The organism is Chryseobacterium jejuense (assembly GCF_900100075.1).
Lineage (GTDB): Bacteria > Bacteroidota > Bacteroidia > Flavobacteriales > Weeksellaceae > Chryseobacterium > Chryseobacterium jejuense.
Genome location: NZ_FNEG01000001.1, coordinates 187,808 through 205,207, shown reverse-complemented (window position 1 = coordinate 205,207; position 17,400 = coordinate 187,808). Strand labels below are relative to the sequence as shown.

The window sequence follows — 17,400 nt, the reverse complement described above, 5'->3', positions numbered from 1 at the left end:
AAGATTTATAATTTTTCTTAAACCGAATTGAATATGAGTTACAGTAAAGAAATTGATAACATTATCAAATCAAGTATTATAAGCAATCCCGCTAATTTTACTAAATCGGAGATCTTCAATTTTAGTGATTTACCAAATGAAGAACTATATGAACAATTCTATAATTTTTGTAGGACTAACATGGATATTCATGCTGAAAAGCTAAATATAAACCCTAACTATTTTGTTTTTACCAACGACATTCGTTCTAATGCGCAAGCTGTTCGAATAAAGGGAGAATATTTTATGCTGATTAATATGGGACTCGTACAGTCTTCAATTGATAATCTTCTGCAAAATGAAGAGCTGGATAAATTTTTTAATAAAAGATTTCCTGATCTTATTTCGAAATATGATAACTCTATTGCTGGCTTGGGGTTTCAGGTTGCAACACAATTTGCATATTATCATGAGTTAGCACATCTAATTCAATTTAGTAAACAGGGGGAGCTATATAAATCGTTACAAGAAATGTACAGTACAAGCCCAAGTTTTAATATAGAGCAACATAAACTGGAAATAAATGCAGATACATATGCTGCCTTTGCGATTACAAACCATATTCAGGACTACTTGGAAAAAACATTTACAGATGACTTAAGTGAAGAAAAAGTTAAGGATACATTTGTACTTATCTCTGTATGTCTGCTAAATCATATTGCAAGATTTGCCACCATTAACTTAGATCTTTACTTTGATAAAAGTTCACATCCCCACCCTTTCTTAAGATTATTCAACGTCATATTGAATATAGCCCACTACTTGAACAGCACCCATTATTTTCAGGAAAATAATATAAAAATATTTGCTGCAAGCACACTTAAGGAAATTTTTGATTTATATCAAGACCTGGAAAAGGAAAAGATTTTTACTACAAACTTTGGAAAAGCGTTAGATAAAGCTGAAAAATTTCAAGATAAGATTGTAGAATATTTAGGAGAATTAATAAATTTTGATATTGAAAAGAATTATTACGATGCTTTAGAAAAATGGAATGAAGTATTTGAATAAAATCACCCTACACTCTAATTTCATAAAAATAGGACATAAATGAATAAGCTTTACATAATTGGAAACGGATTCGATCTGTATCACGATCTTCCAACCAGCTACAACGATTTTCATCAATTTGTAATTGAAAATCATCAGGATTTAGAAAATACTTTTGAAGAGTATTTTCAGTTAAGTTATAATGATAAATGTTTGTGGAAGGACTTTGAAAATGACTTAGGTACTTTCGATTGGAAAGCTTTTTCTGATGAAATAAATCAGATTGATGTACTTGATGACAACTTTAGACCCAGTTTTATATATGGATTAGAGGATGATCTGGAACAGGAGACAAAGATATTGGTTAATAGTATCAAAGAGGTATTTGAAGATTGGTTAACTGATCTAAATCTTGAATATACAAAAAGAAAACTTCTTTTAGAAGAAGATTCAATTTTCTTAAACTTTAATTATACGTTGACATTAGAAGAAGTCTATCAAATTCCGGCTGGTAAAATATTACATATACACGGTGATGTCGAAAATAACTTGGGAGATTTGACATTTGGTCATAATAAGAGCTTAAAAACACAGCCTGAATTTGACTCGGATGGAGAAACAACCAGAACTCAGTTTTCCGATTCAGAAGCCAATGCTCAGCAGCCTTTTTATGCTTTGCAAAAACCTGTTGATGATGTTCTGTCCGAGAATGAAAGCTTCTTCAAAAATCTAAGGGAAACCAATGAAATAATAATCTTAGGGCATTCACTTAATTCTGTTGACATGCCTTATTTTGCAAATATTAAAAAATATGTTGTTGAGTCGTCAAGATGGAAAGTCAGTTTTTATAGTGATGGGGAAAAAGCAACGCATTTAAATAGCCTTCAAAAAATTGGAATTGATGAAAGTAGAATAGAATTTTTTAAGATGTCTGATTACAATATAGCTTAAACAATCTCTAAATGATCAATTATTATGGAATATAGTTTTAGAGGAAAAAATTACAAGGTTTCAAGATTCAAAACCTTTTTGACAAATCAATTAAAAACACAATCTTTAGAGACGGTTTTTGATTCTTTAATTGAATTCGTTCACCAAAATGAATTTGAATTTCAAGATCTTTTGTCAATTTTAAATAGATATATTGATTATTCTAAAAGAATGGATATTGAGATTGAAACAGTGTTTGATTACGTTAATGATAAACTCACTAAAAAATCCGAGTACGATATAATTGAAAGTGTTTTACCCATATCAAATTTATATAATACAATTAGCTACAATTACACACTAAATTTTCTTGATGAGAATCTTGGAAAAATACCGGATAATACAAAGGAGAAAGTTCTTGCATTATTATTAAAATCAGACATAGCATTGCAAAATAACGAAATCCACAAAGCATTTTCTGTACTTAGAGATTGTTCTAACCAATGTTACAACCTATATATTTTCGATTCTTTAGAATTGAAAAGGACAATCTTTGAGAAAATGGCGATAATTGGTGAATTGGAGAGGAAAAGCGATGTTGCAATCAACTTCTACATATATTATTGTGCATTCCAAGCGGGATTGGAGTTCCTTCTCTTTCCTTATTTGGAAACTTACCGCAATTTTAGATTACCTTATTCTATCGTTGAAAATCCTGAACAGGAAATCATTGATTTAGAAAGACACTTAAAAGAAAAAAATATTGACATACATTCGTTTAACAATTTTTTACAAAATTTTTATAGAATTGAAATTCCAAAAGCATTTAAACTAGAAAACATCGACATTAATACTTTTTCTGTCTCAAATTTACCAGTTAAAGATTTGACATATTACTCTAGCTATATTTCAAACCTTTCGGTAAGAGAACTTATTTCGAAAATAGAGATAATGACTTCACAGAAGATCAAAGTTTTGACATGATAATAATTTTCAACTTTAGAACACCTTGATAAAAATGATCTATTATTCATACTGTATTAAACATTTCGAAAATATTGAAATATCGAGTAAAATTTGGAAGTAACAAGGAAATATACTGAGCTAACTCAAAATCTTTAAATAAAGTTAACGGTAAAATTTGTATTACAATCATAATTTTTTTAAGGAACTATACTAAATTTTTATATGACTGTAATAAAATAATAACTGCTATTACAATGGAAAAAGAAATACGAAACAAAGTTGACGAATTAATTGAACAAACTCTTGAAACACATCTGAAAGACATTGATTTTGGTGATGAAACTATTATGTTTCTTGGAGAGTTTATAGAATATTTATATGCTAGCGGAAATTTTCTCGTTGGGGAAAACCTTAGACCTGCATTAGATATTCTTATGCCTCTGATTTCACAAGGAAGTAAAGTAAATAAAAGAAATATTGATGACAATACGTTTTTCAAAAAAATATCGCAATCAGCTCATTTTGCTACTCATTATTATTCAATAAGAGATTTGATCTACTATTCTTTTGCGTTGCCTAATGCAATAACATGGAAATATGATGGTGAAAAAATAATAATTAGCGTTACTGATCATACAATATTTAGACAGTTGGCATCAGAAAGAATTTCATTTCATCTGAACTCATTAGGAGACGGAAATAAAATAAAAGAATCTAATCCTAAAGATCTTCTGCGAGGAACTTCAAATTGGGATTTGGCAAACCCAAATGTTAGTGAAGCCTTTGAGCGAATTTCTGCAGAGGTAGAAATTAAATTAAATCATTTTTTCTCCTATATTCAGAATGACAGCACGGTTAATATTGGAGGGTTTCAATACAAAGAATTTTATGAAGTTTATAAAGTCTTACTTTTTATTTCACTGTATGAACGTTATTTTTCGAGTGCTAATAAGATTAGTTGTGTGATAAGCTATCAAGAAGCAGACATTACAAATCAGATCTCTGAAGAAGTTGGTATTTCCCAAATAACGGTTCAGAAAATATTAAGAGATATTTCTTCATCTTCACAGGGAACATTCATCAGAAATACCGAGGCAAACAAATACTATTTATTGCCTTGGAGCTTTTCCTTAAAGGATTCACTTGGTGCTGTATTAAAACAATTTGCCAAAAAGGACAGCAATGCATTTTCAGCAGAGTGTGGAATTATTATAGGAGATAGTTTAGTAAATAAAATTGCTTCATATTTTGAGGGTTTCCGAAATTTCAGAATTCTAAAAGATATTAACCTACAAACGTTTGGTAAGCATTTGCCTGATATTGACATAGCTGCCATAAGTTATGAACCGTCTCTTGGATTTCACTTTTTTATTAGTGAGATTAAAAATAGTTTACCAGCTAGCTGGGCGAAAGAACATCTTAAGTCAACCGGTAAGAAAGGATTTGTAGACAAAGCAATTTCGCAAATTGAAAAGTTAAAAGAATTTTTAGACCAACCAGAGGGAATTAATTTACTAAAGGAGTTGAGCTTAGGAGCTTTTCCTCATTTAGACCGTAAAAGACTATTCCCAAATGGTTTTATGGTTCTCGTCGACTATTTGGTTGTTACAGTACAAAGCAATGGGATGTTCTTTCCAAATCTTAATCTAAATATCATCAGCGATGATTTGCTAAGAGCAATAGTTCTAAAGTCTGACGGTGATGTTAATTTTATTAAATATTACCTTAGTAATATGAATAAATTTTTGGATGAAGCACATGAAAAATCCGTAGTAGAAGTTGCTATTGGCGAAACTGTGATTTGTTATGATGCTCCGGTTATGAAAGAGTACTTTTTGATTCCGCAACACGAATATTTATCAGTCGGCATGTTGGAGCAGATAGAGCAAGAATCTATTGCAACAGGTTATACTTTTATTGATAGTGACCTTGAAAACTATCTAAAAAACAAAGATGATAATAATCAACAATCACAATGAAAAGTTTGTAATTTATAATTTGAATAAAATTCACTTTTACATAAATAATTAAAGAATAAAAATATTTCTAAAAGGCATTTAGCAAAAATATACAGTTAGAGAAAATTATTATGTCACAATTATTTACAATTTCCGAAAAAATATATTTGCAAGAGTTACGAAGTAAGCTGTATAAAGCATCACAAATGCATAGCGAAAACCTTGAAATTAAAAATCTGCTAGAGCTAGCAAGATGTGAACTTGCAGATGAATCATTAATCATGCTTTCTAAAAGTGCGGAATTTAAAATGCCTGTACTAGAAATTGCAAATATCGAAATGTTAGCCAGATTAAATGACTTAAAATTTATTTTAGGACATCACGATAAAATACAAAGTGTCAAGATTGCTGTAGAATTTTACCAGCAATTGTTTGACGAAACAAATGAATTGAAATTCTTTCTGCGTTCAATAGAACTGGTTCGCAAAGTCAAAAATTTGTTTCTTGATGTCTTAAGTGGTTATGAGAAAAAAGCATTGTCTGTTTTTGAAAAGCTTGAAACTTCGTATTGCAGGAGCTTATTGATTAATTCCTGCTACTTCCTTCTTCAAGAAAATTCTAAAGAAACGTTGATTAATAAATCGATTGACTGTTTAAGCAATGACTATACTAATAATGAATATAGTTCAGCACAACATTATATCACCATCTTAAATAAATTGAATTATTATGATAATAATGATTATAAGATACAAAATGCAATATGTTTAGAAAAAGAAGGTGATTTTCATACTTCAGAAAAAAAAATAAACACGTATTATCCTATTATATTACAAGCATATACTACCGCTTTAAGGGAACTCAAAAGCTTACCAGAAAATGAAGACTTTAGAAATAGGCTTAACAAAAAAATTAAAATTGAGCAAGCAGAACAGTATAATGTTTTAACAAATTCAGTTATTAATATCAAGTCAGAATTTGACATCTCAAAAATGATGAAAAATTTAAATATAAGTGATTTTCAAACCGGTTTAAGTAACCTGCTTCAGATTCCAATTATTGAAGAGCAAATAATCAATAAGGCTTTTGAACAGAAAGGTAAATCATTATTTGGTCAATTTTTCGGTAACTATACTCGCATATCTGATAAAGGTACGGTGAGTGGTATTACTGACGAAAAAAATTATTATAATAATGTTTTGAGAGATCACTACAGAAAAGTAAACATAGGTTTGATCCTTGAAATAAAATCTATCATGGATAATTATGAGAAACTATCAAAAGAATCAATATTGAAATTGATTCGGACAACAAATAGTGCATTCATTCCTAACGGGAGAGAAGAATTCTTTATTGAAGGAATTTATAGTGGCTTTGAAAATAATTTCATTCTATCTTCTCACCTATTAATACCTCAAATCGAAAATAGTCTCAAAAATATCATTGAAGTGAATGGTAGGAATACTACACGTCTTGCTGATGATATTCAAAATGATAACACACTTGGTACGATCTTAAATCCAGAAAATAAAGATAAGATGTTAAATGGAATCTGCAACAAAGACCTTCAATTTGAACTTCATAACTTTCTCATTGATGGGAGCAGTACAAATTTCCGTAATAGGATCTGTCACGGCTTAGCTAGCACATGGGAAAGTAATTTTTATGGAATTTACTTGTGGTGGATTACTTTAAAAATGGTTTTACTAACCAAAGATTTTTTTGAAATTCCGGAACGTAGTTCCAATATTTCTTGATAAACTAAACTCAAAGTTACAATTGAATATGTTATTGGTCGTGCAGCACACTCCTTCTCATGCGACAAAAAGAACTAAACAAGTGTTTGATAAATAACATTTTACAACAGATTATCCGACATGATGTCAGAAAATGAAAATATATGACATAAATCATATAAATAATTATAATCGGTATTAGATTTGAGAAATTCATCATTAAAAAAATAAAAATTTATGGCAGTTAACAGAAGTGAATATCTAGCTAATGTATTGGAGACCCATCGAATGAGTCATATTGATAAATTAGTGCAAAAATTTAGAGATAAGAGAGGGCATATTAAAGAAGCATTGGAGGAGCATTACACTTCCGATATTTATAGCCCTTTAAATTCCGGTTCTTTCGGAAAGCATACAGCTATCAACATAAAATTTGATTTGGATATTGTTGTTCCGTTCAAAAGAAACAGTTTTGCTACGATTGAAGAAATGTACAATGCTGTTTACGACTTCCTATATGAGAAATATGAGAATACAGGGCTTGCGCAGGTGAGAAAACAGAAGGTTTCAATTGGCGTTATCTTTAAAGCAGATAAAGACGGAGATCAGATCAGCATTGATGTTGTTCCGGGACGAGAAATCAGCGTAGATTCTTATTTAGATGTAAGGGATCTAAATATTTACTTCAACAAAGATACTTGGGGTTTCAGTAAAGGCACCTACATGAAAACAAATATTCAGTCACAAATAGACACAATTAAATCCAGAGACGACGAAAGAAAAATAATCAGGTTATTAAAAATCTGGAAGCACTCTAACAGTGAATCTTACAAATCCTTTTTGATGGAGCTTTTTACGTTAAAAGCATTTGACAAGTCAACAATTACAGGAAATTTATGGGAGAAAACGGAAGGCGTATTAAGTTACATAAAAGATAATGTAACTCGTGAGGATTTCACATTAAAGGATCCTGGCAACCCAAGTAATGACTTGATGAAAAACCTCACTTGGTTTGATCGTCAAAACTTATCTAACAAAATGGGAAATATGATAGACAGGATTACGGAAAATTCTGAAAACATTAAAATATATTTTCCTGTTAACAAGGATTTTGACACAGCTGAGTCGTATGGACTGAAAGGGTCTACGGGACTGTCAATTCCAAAAGATGATCAACGTTTTGGATAGAGTGAGATTAGAAAAAATAAAATCCACAATATCAGAAATTCCCTTTGTAAGCAAAATCAATCGCATAGAACAGGGGGAATTCTTTATTAGTGGAAATATAGAAATTGCTTTCGAAGAACTGAAAAATCCATTATTCTTTGATTTTTTAATAACTCAGGAATACCCTTTAAAAACATATAGTTCCGAATCCATTACATTTTTTAATTCTGATTTGATTCAGTACAATCACGTAATGGCAAACGGAAACATATGTATACATACCGCACATAGTGAAGATCTTGAGAATAAGATTTGGATTGACTTTAATGCTCTGAAGGCATGGATTATTAAATACTACATTAACAAGGAGAAAGACCAAAAATATGAACATCTGGTTGTACAGGACTCTGCAGTCAATGGTGATAAATATTCATTTACTTTCACATCAACCGGTAAGGTATTTTATGAGGGAGAAATAGGCATTGTAAAATTGTCTTTACTGCATGATGGACATCACAAAAAAGATCACATTTATAATTTTTATATAAAATCCTTTGAGACATTTCCCGATTTAAAAAAGAAATGTTCCTGGAACGATTTTTATTTTGAGCAACCTACAGACCGGGAAGGAATTTATCTTTTCCGAGAAAATCCGCCTGCAAAGTATAATCGATTTGCCTACTCCACTTGGGCTGAGCTTGATCTCCCTCAAAATATTCTAACCATGCTTCATGAATTTCAGGATAAATGTGCTAAAGAAGATTACGGAAAGGTTATCCCATTTTTTATAGGATATAAAATTAACAGCACGGAAATTCATTGGCAGGCAGCGTTAATGGAAGTGGGAAAATTTCCGATTAAGGGTATTCCTGAACGAAATGAAGGAAGGAAAGCGGGACGATGGTATACTGGCATTGATGATGCGCCCATTCAATGGGGTATTTCCAGGAATGCCTCGTACGAATATTTTTTTGGACGCGGTAAATTTTGTGATACAATTACTGAAGCAAAAATTCTTATTATAGGTGTAGGAGCCGTTGGCAGTATGATAGCGACGACGTTAACAAGGTCAGGATGCAGGTTTATTGATTTCATTGATCATGATGTTAAAGAGCCTGAAAATGTCTGTAGATCAGAATATCGCTTTTCAAAAGGAATCAATAATAAGATTTTTGAGTTAGCAGGCTCACTTTATGAGATCTCACCTTTTGTAACTTCCCATCAAATTAACAATGATTATTTCGAAAAGTATATCAAATCATTTTATACTGATGAAAATTTCCGAGCCTATATTACATCAGATCTGGATAAATATGATATCATTTTTGACTGTTCGACGGACAATGATTTGATGTATGTATTAAACAAACTTACGCTTCACTCAAAGCTTATCAATATATCGCTGACCAATCACGCTAACGAGTTAGTCTGTGCCTTTTATCCAAACATCTATAATTTTGTAAACAATCAGTTCTCGCACGTTCTCGAAAACGATGTGAATGACATGTACGAACCGACGGGTTGTTGGAGTCCGACATTCAAAGCATCGTATAACGATATTGCATTATTGGTTCAAATTGCTTTAAAGCAAATCAACAGAATTTTTTCGGGAGAGAAAGCATTCAACAATTTCATTATCCAGGAAAATAATAGTTCCTTTAAAATTATAGAATATTGATACTTAAAAATAGACATAATAATTTAGAGATCGTATTCGAAGAGTCTCTATTAAAGGAAATTGAAACAATTGCTGTTCAACATTACCCTAACGAATTCGGAGGTTTCCTGCTGGGAAAATATTCTGAAGATTTTAAATCTGTAGTTATAGAATCTATTATTCTACCTTATAAATACAAAGCATCTCCTGTCCTATTTCAGAGGTCTACCAAAGATCTTGAAAAACTTTTTATAAAAGAATATCAGGAAAACAGCAGATATTATATTGGCGAATGGCATTCTCATCCTAATGGTTCCACGATGTACAGCGGTACTGATCTCAATGCCATGATAGAAACAGCAGAATCAGATGAAGTCCAAATTAAAAACCCATTACTATTAATTATAAGTATTAGTAAAAAGAAAATGCAAAATTTTACTTTTTACTATTACTCAGAAAAAAAACTATTTGCATATGAGTAAAAAAATTGATCTTAAAATGTTATTCAATGGTCTTCAAAGCCAAATGATTTCACAACTTAGCACCAATAGAGAATTCATTAATCATCCAGGATCTAAAGGAGATTCATTGGAAAATGCTTGGATCGAATGGCTGAGTAAATATTTACCCAATCGATATAGCGTAGATAAAGCAATTGTTATTGATCATGAAGGAAATACCAGTCATCAGATCGACATCGTAATCTATGATAATTGGTTTACTCCTTTTATATTTTCGCAGAATGGCTTTCATTATATACCAGCAGAGGGCGTGTACGCAGTATTTGAAGTTAAGCCGGATCTTAAGGGAACAGTAGAAGGTAAAAGTTATATTGAGTATGCAGCAGAAAAAATTGAAAGTGTTAGAATTCTGAAACGAACTACAACAAAAATGATTAATTCCGGGGCAGTGGTTCCGGCAAGACCTTTAACCAAAATTTTGGGAGGAATATTAACTAGCACCAATACTATCAAGCAAACATCAACCATAGAAAAACATCTAAAAGCTCAAACAGGTTTTAAAACCATAGACTTTGGTTGTATAGCTGATTACGGAAGCTTCTCAATTGATTATGATGGTGAAGAGGATATCAGCTTGAGAAACGAAAGTGATTTTGAGAAACGCTATCGTGACTACTACAATTCAAGAACATTCAAAGAGCTAACTTTTAGCAAGCCAGAAAACTCATTGGTAACATTCTTTATGCAACTAACACGATATCTTCAGCAAGCTATAGGAACAGTGCCTGCTATCAACTTGCAAACATATCTTGATAAAATTGGTGAAGAAATAGACCCTACAATATAGTATTACTTGAGAATTGAGCTTGTAACTCTTTTTGAGACAAATTTTATATATTCTTCATGAAACATTTTAAATGGATCAAACATTAAATTTTGATACTCTTTTAGAGATAAATTTTTAAGAATATTTTCTTTGTAATCTTTCAAAAATTGCTTTTAAAAAGATATGCTTACTTTTGTAACGAAAAATAGGATAAATAAAATCTGAACAGCTTAGGAGCAGGATTTCTAAAATCTGAACAATTTTTTCATTTTAAGTTACAGTTAACTTATTAAAAAGAATCCATCTCATAACTATTTTATGAGATGGATTCTTTGTTTTACAATAAAAGATTATTTAACTATAAATTTATTTATACAATCCTCTATCTTAATTAAATATATTCCCTTTGGAAGATTATCAATTAATACTGAATTCCCCTTAACATTGGACTTTTTAATCATTTTGCCATCACTATTATAAATAATAATCTCTTTTACTGTTTTATTAAGATGTAAATATTCACCGTTTTGAATGGGATTAGGATAAATTAGAAGTTGAGAATTCTTATTATTAACTTCATTGACTGCCAAAGTTGAATAACATGTCCAGGATAAATCATCAATTGCTATTCTTTGTCCGGTATTAGGATTTACAATTCTCAGAACAAAGTCACCAGCAATGTCTATATTCTCAATTGTTGTAGTGATACTATTAGAATTAAAAGGTATCGTTCCTACCTGAACATTGTTAATTTCTAATATAAGAGTTCCGGGAGTTCTGGTAAATTTTAGTTGTGTGGTCACCCCCTGCCCTGACGTGAGAACAATGGTATTTGAAATAGAAGTTGGTCCCGTTTGCAGCAATTGTGTACCACTTCCCTTAATGGTTACATCAAAAGAAGATGTATTTTTAATATGATACACTCTCCCCAAAAATGATTCTTTTACTGCATCTGCTACCACCGCATTAGGTAAGGTAACTGTAATTGAGGAAGTAGTACCAGCAGCTACATTTATAAATTGATCAGAGATAGTTAGAACTGTATTGGTAGTTATAGCCTTGTATGCTCCTGCATAAGATCCATTTACAGTCAGAGTACTGTTAGGGTATTGAGTATTAATCCCAACCTGAGAATAGACAATAGAGGAAATCAGAAGAATTCCTATTCTAATAATTTTTTTCATAGCATTTTTGTATTTATTTATGCTACAAATTTATCTAGTATGAGCTTTTCATAAAATGACAGATATCTGTCATTTTCAATATAATTCACTATTATAAAAGAGGAAATATCTTTATTTTTATAGAAATAGAAATTATCTCAAATGAAAAGACCCCTGAAATCATTTGATTTTCAGAGGTCTTTGATTTTATCCAGAGACACTTATATCCCATTTTAATCCTCGTTTAATTCCATCATACAATATCGTTTAACACCTGGACAACCGGGAACAGATATATAGGTTAAACCAGGTCCCGGATTTAGCTGACATCCAAAAGAATACATGCTTGCTACCCATTCAGGAGTGTATCCTCCCTGTACATTTTTCAGATTTTCTCTTGAAAGCTTTTTTGAATTTTTCATAATAATTGGCTTTGTTATAGTTCCTACTCTTTAAACTTTCGGATTCCGCTCAATTTTATTTTAACATTCATTACATTGAAATGGTATCATTAATCTTCATATAGTCATTGTAAATCAGAATGTAGCTATTTAGAAGAATAAAATAACCTTTATAAAAAGCACAATAAGAAAAATTCATTTGCTTATGTAATAAATAATTACACGCTATACATTCTTTCTTATTGTACTTCTATCACTTCCTTTGGCAGATTACGGAGTAAGACATTTGCAGCTTATCTCACGCATAGTTCCAATTCCTTCTCCCAGAAGATAAACTTCGTTCTGATATTGTGTACCATCATAATCCTGAGAGAAACTATATTCGTCGAAATAACATTTCCCGTTTTTAGTTTTACCTACTGTTGCACTAACAGTTCTACGAATAGGCATTCCTGAGTATTCATTTTTCTTGATATACCAACGATCAGAAGTAATGCGAACGTCTTTTGGGGTATCTCCAAAGTTTCTGTTTTTGTAAGCTGTAATTATCTTAGCCTGCAAAGCCTTATCGTTCATTTTTGCAGCCGGAAGACAAGCTTGAGGATCGTTTTTGTCAACGGCGTTGTTCTTAACAATCATATCAATTTCACCTACTGCAATAGGTTTGTATGGAAAATCACTACCTAAGCCTGCCATTTTGATCGGTATAACTTCAATTTTTAATTTGTGAGTTCCCGGAGTTAACAGATCTTGTTTTCTTTTCAGATCAGTCATTAAAGTTTCTCCAAAATAAAGATCGTCTGTACCGTCATTAAACTCAGCTCTGTGGGTAGCCAGTCCCGAAATATCTGATTTTTTGAAATCAGAAGCATAACTAGTGTTGGTTACTTTTTGTCCGTCAAGGTAAAGAACAAAAAGAATTTTACCCTGATATTCGAATGCGTTTCTGTTATCGTTTATTTCACGCGGTTTTACACCACTTTGTTCTAACTGCAACAGCATACTATTTGATGGAGAATTGGCAAACCAAGCTCTCATAGACAATTTATCACCAAAATTATATGTTTTTATGTATTTGTTTTCAGGCAATGTACGCTCAAATTCTTCATTAGAAAAACAAACTTTCCCAATATTGTTCTGATATTGAGGAAAATCTAATTTCTCTTCGGGGAAAAGCTGTAATTTGCTTTTACCGCCCACTTTTTCCTTTAATTTATCTAAAAATTGTGCTTGACTATTTACCGCAAACGCAATACAAAATAATAGAATTACTTTTTTCATGGATATTAATTTAAAATTATGCTATAACTATTGTTTTTTTAAGGTATAATTTGTAGCTCATAAAGGCACAAACTGAAGAAATTGCTATTCCCACAAATGCGATTAGAGATAAGGTTTTAGGATTAATTCCCGAATATTTTCCTCCTGGTATATCTGGTGAGATAATCCAGAGAAGAAGTCCCAAAATACCTACTATAATGCTTAGTTTGATTATGAATTCCTTTTTCATAAAGGCAACGATTACCATTACAAATGCTAAAAATGCGACAAGCATACCTAAAGGTCCAGCATAGTCTACTTTCCATTTTGGTGGTACTTTTTCTAAAAGTTCTAAGCTAGCTTTTGCCTGAGGATCATCAATTTTTGTAACATCAATTCCTGCCTGTTTCAATTCATCAATTTGTTTTTGAGCCTTTTCTACTACACTGTAATCATTTCCATCCATTCTATTTTCAATGTTTTTAAAAAGAACTCCTGCACATGCACCGCCTATCATAAAGGCTAAAATCATGAAAATTAAAGTTATTACTCTCATAAATTTGTTGTTTAATTTTAAATATGGTTAATCGTTATATAATGTTTTTCTACAATTGGTTTCAAAAATAGAATAAAAGCTTTCTCGGGTTTTGGTAAATGAATATTCGTAGGGATTTGGAGGAAATTCGTATACTTTCTGAGTTTTGTATAAAAAAAATCCCAAACTCCGTACAATCAGAGCCTGGGATAGGGTTATTAGTTTTTGTTTTTTCTCAGGAACTTAGCAATTAAAGATCTATTACTTCTATGCTTGCTATTTTCCCACATTCACAGTGCAATAATAAAACAAAACATCATGATAATTCCGACAAATGAACATTTGCCGGAATTGAGAATAAATTCGTTAGCTTTTTAAATAAATCTGTTTAAAATCCTTGAACCTGAAGATTCTGTAACAAAAGAAGAAAGTCTTCTTTTTTTCGTACCGAAAGCGGAATAGCCACTTTATTCTTCATCACCACCGTATTCCCGCCATCCGTTTTTATATAATGATCAAAATAGGCCATATTAATTAAATGTGACTGATGTGTTCTAAAGAAATTAAATGGAGTTAATAGGTTTTCATATTCTTTTAAATTGGTAGAAACCACCAGCTTAGGTGCATTAATGAAATAAAAAGTAGTATAGTTTTTATCTGACTCACAGTTTACAACATCCTGGATATTAACAGAATATATCTTATCCGCAGTTTTGAGGATTAAATTTTGAAGATTCTTCGGGCGTTCAAGATTGGCAAATAAATTATTGAGTTTTATATCAAAAATGTCTTTGCTCAATATTTCTTCAGCTTTTTTTACAGCTTCCACCAGTTCATTGGCATTTAATGGCTTTAATAAATAGTCGATAGCCGAAAAACGGAAAGCTTTTATAGCAAAATCTTCATATCCTGTAATAAAAATTATTTTAAAGGTAATGGGACTTAGCTTTTGAAGTAGGTCGAAGCCGGTACCGTCTGGCATTTCGATATCAAGAAAAACAATATCGGGGGATAATTGTCTGATGATTTCGACTCCGGATTCTACAGAATCAGCTTGTCCGATTATTGTAATATTAGGACAATTGGCTTTAATCAAAGTACAGTTTTTCTTTCTGATTTCCTGATTATCATCAATTACGATAGCTCTTAACATGGTATCTTAGTTTTCGTGAATGTAGGGTATTTCAAATATAATGTTGGCACCTTGTATGTTGCCTTCTGCATCAACTTTATTTTCTGATCGTACTTCAAAGTTTTTATTTTGGGTATAGTTCAGTAATCTTTCTTTGGTGATTTTCATAGCCATTGATTTATGACCAGATTGTTTCTTCTCAGCATTGAACCCTAAACCGTTATCCATTATTTCAAAGAATAATTTCTCTTGGCTGAAAGAAAAAGCAATTTCGATCATTCCCTTTTCATCCTTATTTCTAATCCCATGTTTAATGGCGTTTTCTATAAACGGCTGTGTTAACATGGGGGGTATAAAATAGGATTCTGTATCCGATATATTTGCAATATTAATACTGTAATTAAACCTGTCATTATAAAGAAGCTGCTGTATGGATAAGTAATTTTCAACCATATCAATTTCCTCTTGCAGCGAGATATAATTCTCATTAGAATTTTCCAGAATTTGCCTTGTTAATTTAGAAAAACTATTCAAATAGGATACTGCAACGTTTTCTTTTCCGTTGATAATAAGACTCTGAATATTATCTATCGAGTTGAAAATAAAATGCGGATTCATTTGAGAAAGCAAAAGCTTCTGTTTTATTCTGTCTTTTTCAAGAATGGTAATTTTTTGCTTCTGTTTGTTATTCCTATAATAGAAATATCCGCCCAATACTACTAATAACAATACTCCGGAAAGTGCAATCAGCCAGTTATTTTTAGCTGCTGTTTTCTTTTCGGCATTTAATTCCAGGTTTAATTGTTTTTTTTGAAAATCATATTTAATTTGCTGTTGTGCCAGTGCATTTTTAGAAGCTTCAACATTACTGGAGTCCTGTAGCTTATTCTGAAATTCATATACCTCCAGTGCTTTTTTAAAATTATTATTTTCTTTGTAAACTTTAAATAACAGGTTTGAGGATTTTTCCTGCAGTTGCAGATTGTTAATTTTTTTACTTATTGAAAATCCTTCTTCCAAAAAAGATTCGGACTTGATGAATTCTTTTTTCCGATAATATAAATCTCCTAAATTGATATAAGTATTGGCTTTAGACAGTTCTCCAGGATCTGTTTCCAGCGCTTTTCTTAAAAGTGAATCTGATTCTTCAAATTCTTTTTCCTCCATCTTTACCTGTGCTAATTTATTCAGAATAACACTGGTAGTAGCATAATCTCCAAGTTCTTGCGAAAGGGCAAGAGCTTTGTTGAAATAAGAAACTGCTTCAGGGTATTTTTTTAATAATAAATAGGAAGATCCACAATTGATATATACCATCCCTAAAGTATATTTTTCATTACCATTCGGATCTTTCCTATTTTCAAAATACTTAATCGTTTTTTTAAAGAATTCAATAGCTTTCAGATATTCTCCCTGATCAATATAAACTGTACCTATCACAGAATTCACATAAGAAATTCCTTCCTGATTTTCCTTTTTATTTTTCTCAAAATATTTCAGTGCAGTAAATAAACATGATATTGCTTTTTCATATTCATTGATGTGAGAATAGAATATGCCCTTATTTACAATGGTATAATTCATTTCATAGTAATCTTCGGTTGATTTGAAAAGAGCTATACTTTTATCAGCATATTCTAATGTTTTTACAACATCTCTTTTTGCTTCATACATTGAAGATAAGTTACCATAATAAATTGCTAAATACTGGGTGTATTTCTTTTGTAAATCCTTACTGTTGGTCTTTTTTAAATTTTTGGAAGCAATTTCCCCCATCATCTCTGTCAATACATCGGATGTATGGCTATTTGAAGGTATTTGATCGATCAAATTTGCTATTTTCGATAGCTTGAGGGTATCATGTATTTTGGGATTTAATATTTCTTTTTTCAAGGAATCAATAGTTCTATCCTGAGCATAAGCATTTGAAAAAATAAAAAATAAAAATGTGATTACGGCTAGTAGTTTAGTTTTATACATAAATAATAAAAGAAGGAATTGAATTTGGAAAATAAAATTAACACTAGGAGGGTTATTTCTCCTTTAACTTCTTTATTCTTTAAATTTTAGTTAAGTATTTTCCATATTATATAAAATCGGAGCGCAATATATAAATTAAAATTAAGCTTAGAAATAAACTTTAGATTAAATATTATTGGTTTGTCATCATACCAAAATA

The 17,400-nt window shown here is 31.0% G+C and carries 15 protein-coding genes; 9 read left to right on the top strand and 6 right to left on the bottom strand.

Translation table 11 applies throughout. The annotated features are described in order from the left end of the window. Positions 1–33 precede the first annotated feature (33 nt). The 9 genes from BLS98_RS00950 to BLS98_RS00910 all read left to right on the top strand — a co-directional run bounded on the left by BLS98_RS00950 (position 34) and on the right by BLS98_RS00910 (position 10,751). Positions 34–1,050 (top strand): hypothetical protein, encoded by a 1,017-nt coding sequence (locus BLS98_RS00950; RefSeq protein ID WP_139166054.1) that lies wholly within the window; start codon positions 34–36, stop codon positions 1,048–1,050. Positions 1,051–1,089: 39 nt separating this feature from the next. After that, positions 1,090–1,980, top strand: a complete 891-nt coding sequence (locus tag BLS98_RS00945; protein WP_089732695.1) for a bacteriophage abortive infection AbiH family protein — start codon at positions 1,090–1,092, stop codon at positions 1,978–1,980. 24 nt (positions 1,981–2,004) lie between these two features. Continuing rightward, positions 2,005–2,943 carry a hypothetical protein gene (locus BLS98_RS00940; RefSeq protein WP_089732693.1) on the top strand — a complete coding sequence of 313 codons (939 nt, stop codon included), beginning with the start codon at positions 2,005–2,007 and terminating at the stop codon, positions 2,941–2,943. Positions 2,944–3,179: 236 nt separating this feature from the next. Then, positions 3,180–4,904 carry a hypothetical protein gene (locus tag BLS98_RS00935; RefSeq protein ID WP_089732691.1) on the top strand — a complete coding sequence of 575 codons (1,725 nt, stop codon included), beginning with the start codon at positions 3,180–3,182 and terminating at the stop codon, positions 4,902–4,904. A 110-nt stretch (positions 4,905–5,014) separates the two neighbouring features. Next, positions 5,015–6,640 carry a DUF4209 domain-containing protein gene (locus BLS98_RS00930; RefSeq protein WP_089732690.1) on the top strand — a complete coding sequence of 542 codons (1,626 nt, stop codon included), beginning with the start codon at positions 5,015–5,017 and terminating at the stop codon, positions 6,638–6,640. Between the two features lie 216 nt (positions 6,641–6,856). After that, on the top strand, positions 6,857–7,807 hold the full coding sequence (locus BLS98_RS00925) for a nucleotidyltransferase family protein (protein WP_089732688.1): 951 nt from the start codon (positions 6,857–6,859) through the stop codon (positions 7,805–7,807). After that, positions 7,788–9,464 carry a ThiF family adenylyltransferase gene (locus tag BLS98_RS00920; RefSeq protein WP_089732686.1) on the top strand — a complete coding sequence of 559 codons (1,677 nt, stop codon included), beginning with the start codon at positions 7,788–7,790 and terminating at the stop codon, positions 9,462–9,464. Before BLS98_RS00925 ends, BLS98_RS00920 begins: the two co-directional genes overlap by 20 nt. Beyond that, positions 9,461–9,925, top strand: a complete 465-nt coding sequence (locus BLS98_RS00915; RefSeq protein WP_167356147.1) for a M67 family metallopeptidase — start codon at positions 9,461–9,463, stop codon at positions 9,923–9,925. The genes BLS98_RS00920 and BLS98_RS00915 overlap by 4 nt, the downstream gene beginning before the upstream one ends. After that, the gene (locus BLS98_RS00910) at positions 9,918–10,751 is read left to right on the top strand and encodes a DUF6602 domain-containing protein (protein WP_089732682.1); all 834 of its coding nucleotides are present in this window, start codon (positions 9,918–9,920) and stop codon (positions 10,749–10,751) included. Before BLS98_RS00915 ends, BLS98_RS00910 begins: the two co-directional genes overlap by 8 nt. A gap of 329 nt (positions 10,752–11,080) precedes the next feature. Here the strand turns inward: BLS98_RS00910 and BLS98_RS00905 are convergent, their stop codons facing one another. The 6 genes from BLS98_RS00905 to BLS98_RS00880 form a co-directional block, all read right to left on the bottom strand. Further along, complete coding sequence (locus tag BLS98_RS00905) at positions 11,081–11,914, bottom strand: T9SS type A sorting domain-containing protein (protein WP_089732680.1); 834 nt, start codon at positions 11,912–11,914, stop codon at positions 11,081–11,083. A 212-nt stretch (positions 11,915–12,126) separates the two neighbouring features. Then, positions 12,127–12,315, bottom strand: coding sequence for a bacteriocin-like protein (locus BLS98_RS00900; protein ID WP_089732679.1), 189 nt, complete (start codon positions 12,313–12,315; stop codon positions 12,127–12,129). Between the two features lie 249 nt (positions 12,316–12,564). After that, positions 12,565–13,575 (bottom strand): hypothetical protein, encoded by a 1,011-nt coding sequence (locus tag BLS98_RS00895; RefSeq protein WP_089732678.1) that lies wholly within the window; start codon positions 13,573–13,575, stop codon positions 12,565–12,567. Between the two features lie 16 nt (positions 13,576–13,591). Beyond that, positions 13,592–14,110 carry a hypothetical protein gene (locus tag BLS98_RS00890; RefSeq protein ID WP_139166053.1) on the bottom strand — a complete coding sequence of 173 codons (519 nt, stop codon included), beginning with the start codon at positions 14,108–14,110 and terminating at the stop codon, positions 13,592–13,594. Between the two features lie 367 nt (positions 14,111–14,477). Then, positions 14,478–15,242: a LytR/AlgR family response regulator transcription factor gene (locus BLS98_RS00885; protein ID WP_089732675.1), complete on the bottom strand. Its 765-nt coding sequence runs from the start codon at positions 15,240–15,242 to the stop codon at positions 14,478–14,480. 6 nt (positions 15,243–15,248) lie between these two features. Continuing rightward, positions 15,249–17,051 (bottom strand): tetratricopeptide repeat-containing sensor histidine kinase, encoded by a 1,803-nt coding sequence (locus tag BLS98_RS00880; RefSeq protein ID WP_167356146.1) that lies wholly within the window; start codon positions 17,049–17,051, stop codon positions 15,249–15,251. Positions 17,052–17,400 lie beyond the last annotated feature (349 nt).

Excerpts from the sequence above, each read along its gene's own strand:
- BLS98_RS00950 (WP_139166054.1), top strand. The coding sequence starts at position 34 with ATGAGTTACAGTAAAGAAATTGATAACATTATCAAATCAAGTATTATA.
- BLS98_RS00945 (WP_089732695.1), top strand. The coding sequence starts at position 1,090 with ATGAATAAGCTTTACATAATTGGAAACGGATTCGATCTGTATCACGAT.
- BLS98_RS00940 (WP_089732693.1), top strand. The coding sequence starts at position 2,005 with ATGGAATATAGTTTTAGAGGAAAAAATTACAAGGTTTCAAGATTCAAA.
- BLS98_RS00935 (WP_089732691.1), top strand. The coding sequence starts at position 3,180 with ATGGAAAAAGAAATACGAAACAAAGTTGACGAATTAATTGAACAAACT.
- BLS98_RS00930 (WP_089732690.1), top strand. The coding sequence starts at position 5,015 with ATGTCACAATTATTTACAATTTCCGAAAAAATATATTTGCAAGAGTTA.
- BLS98_RS00925 (WP_089732688.1), top strand. The coding sequence starts at position 6,857 with ATGGCAGTTAACAGAAGTGAATATCTAGCTAATGTATTGGAGACCCAT.
- BLS98_RS00920 (WP_089732686.1), top strand. The coding sequence starts at position 7,788 with ATGATCAACGTTTTGGATAGAGTGAGATTAGAAAAAATAAAATCCACA.
- BLS98_RS00910 (WP_089732682.1), top strand. The coding sequence starts at position 9,918 with ATGAGTAAAAAAATTGATCTTAAAATGTTATTCAATGGTCTTCAAAGC.
- BLS98_RS00905 (WP_089732680.1), bottom strand. The coding sequence starts at position 11,914 with ATGAAAAAAATTATTAGAATAGGAATTCTTCTGATTTCCTCTATTGTC.
- BLS98_RS00900 (WP_089732679.1), bottom strand. The coding sequence starts at position 12,315 with ATGAAAAATTCAAAAAAGCTTTCAAGAGAAAATCTGAAAAATGTACAG.
- BLS98_RS00895 (WP_089732678.1), bottom strand. The coding sequence starts at position 13,575 with ATGAAAAAAGTAATTCTATTATTTTGTATTGCGTTTGCGGTAAATAGT.
- BLS98_RS00890 (WP_139166053.1), bottom strand. The coding sequence starts at position 14,110 with ATGAGAGTAATAACTTTAATTTTCATGATTTTAGCCTTTATGATAGGC.
- BLS98_RS00885 (WP_089732675.1), bottom strand. The coding sequence starts at position 15,242 with ATGTTAAGAGCTATCGTAATTGATGATAATCAGGAAATCAGAAAGAAA.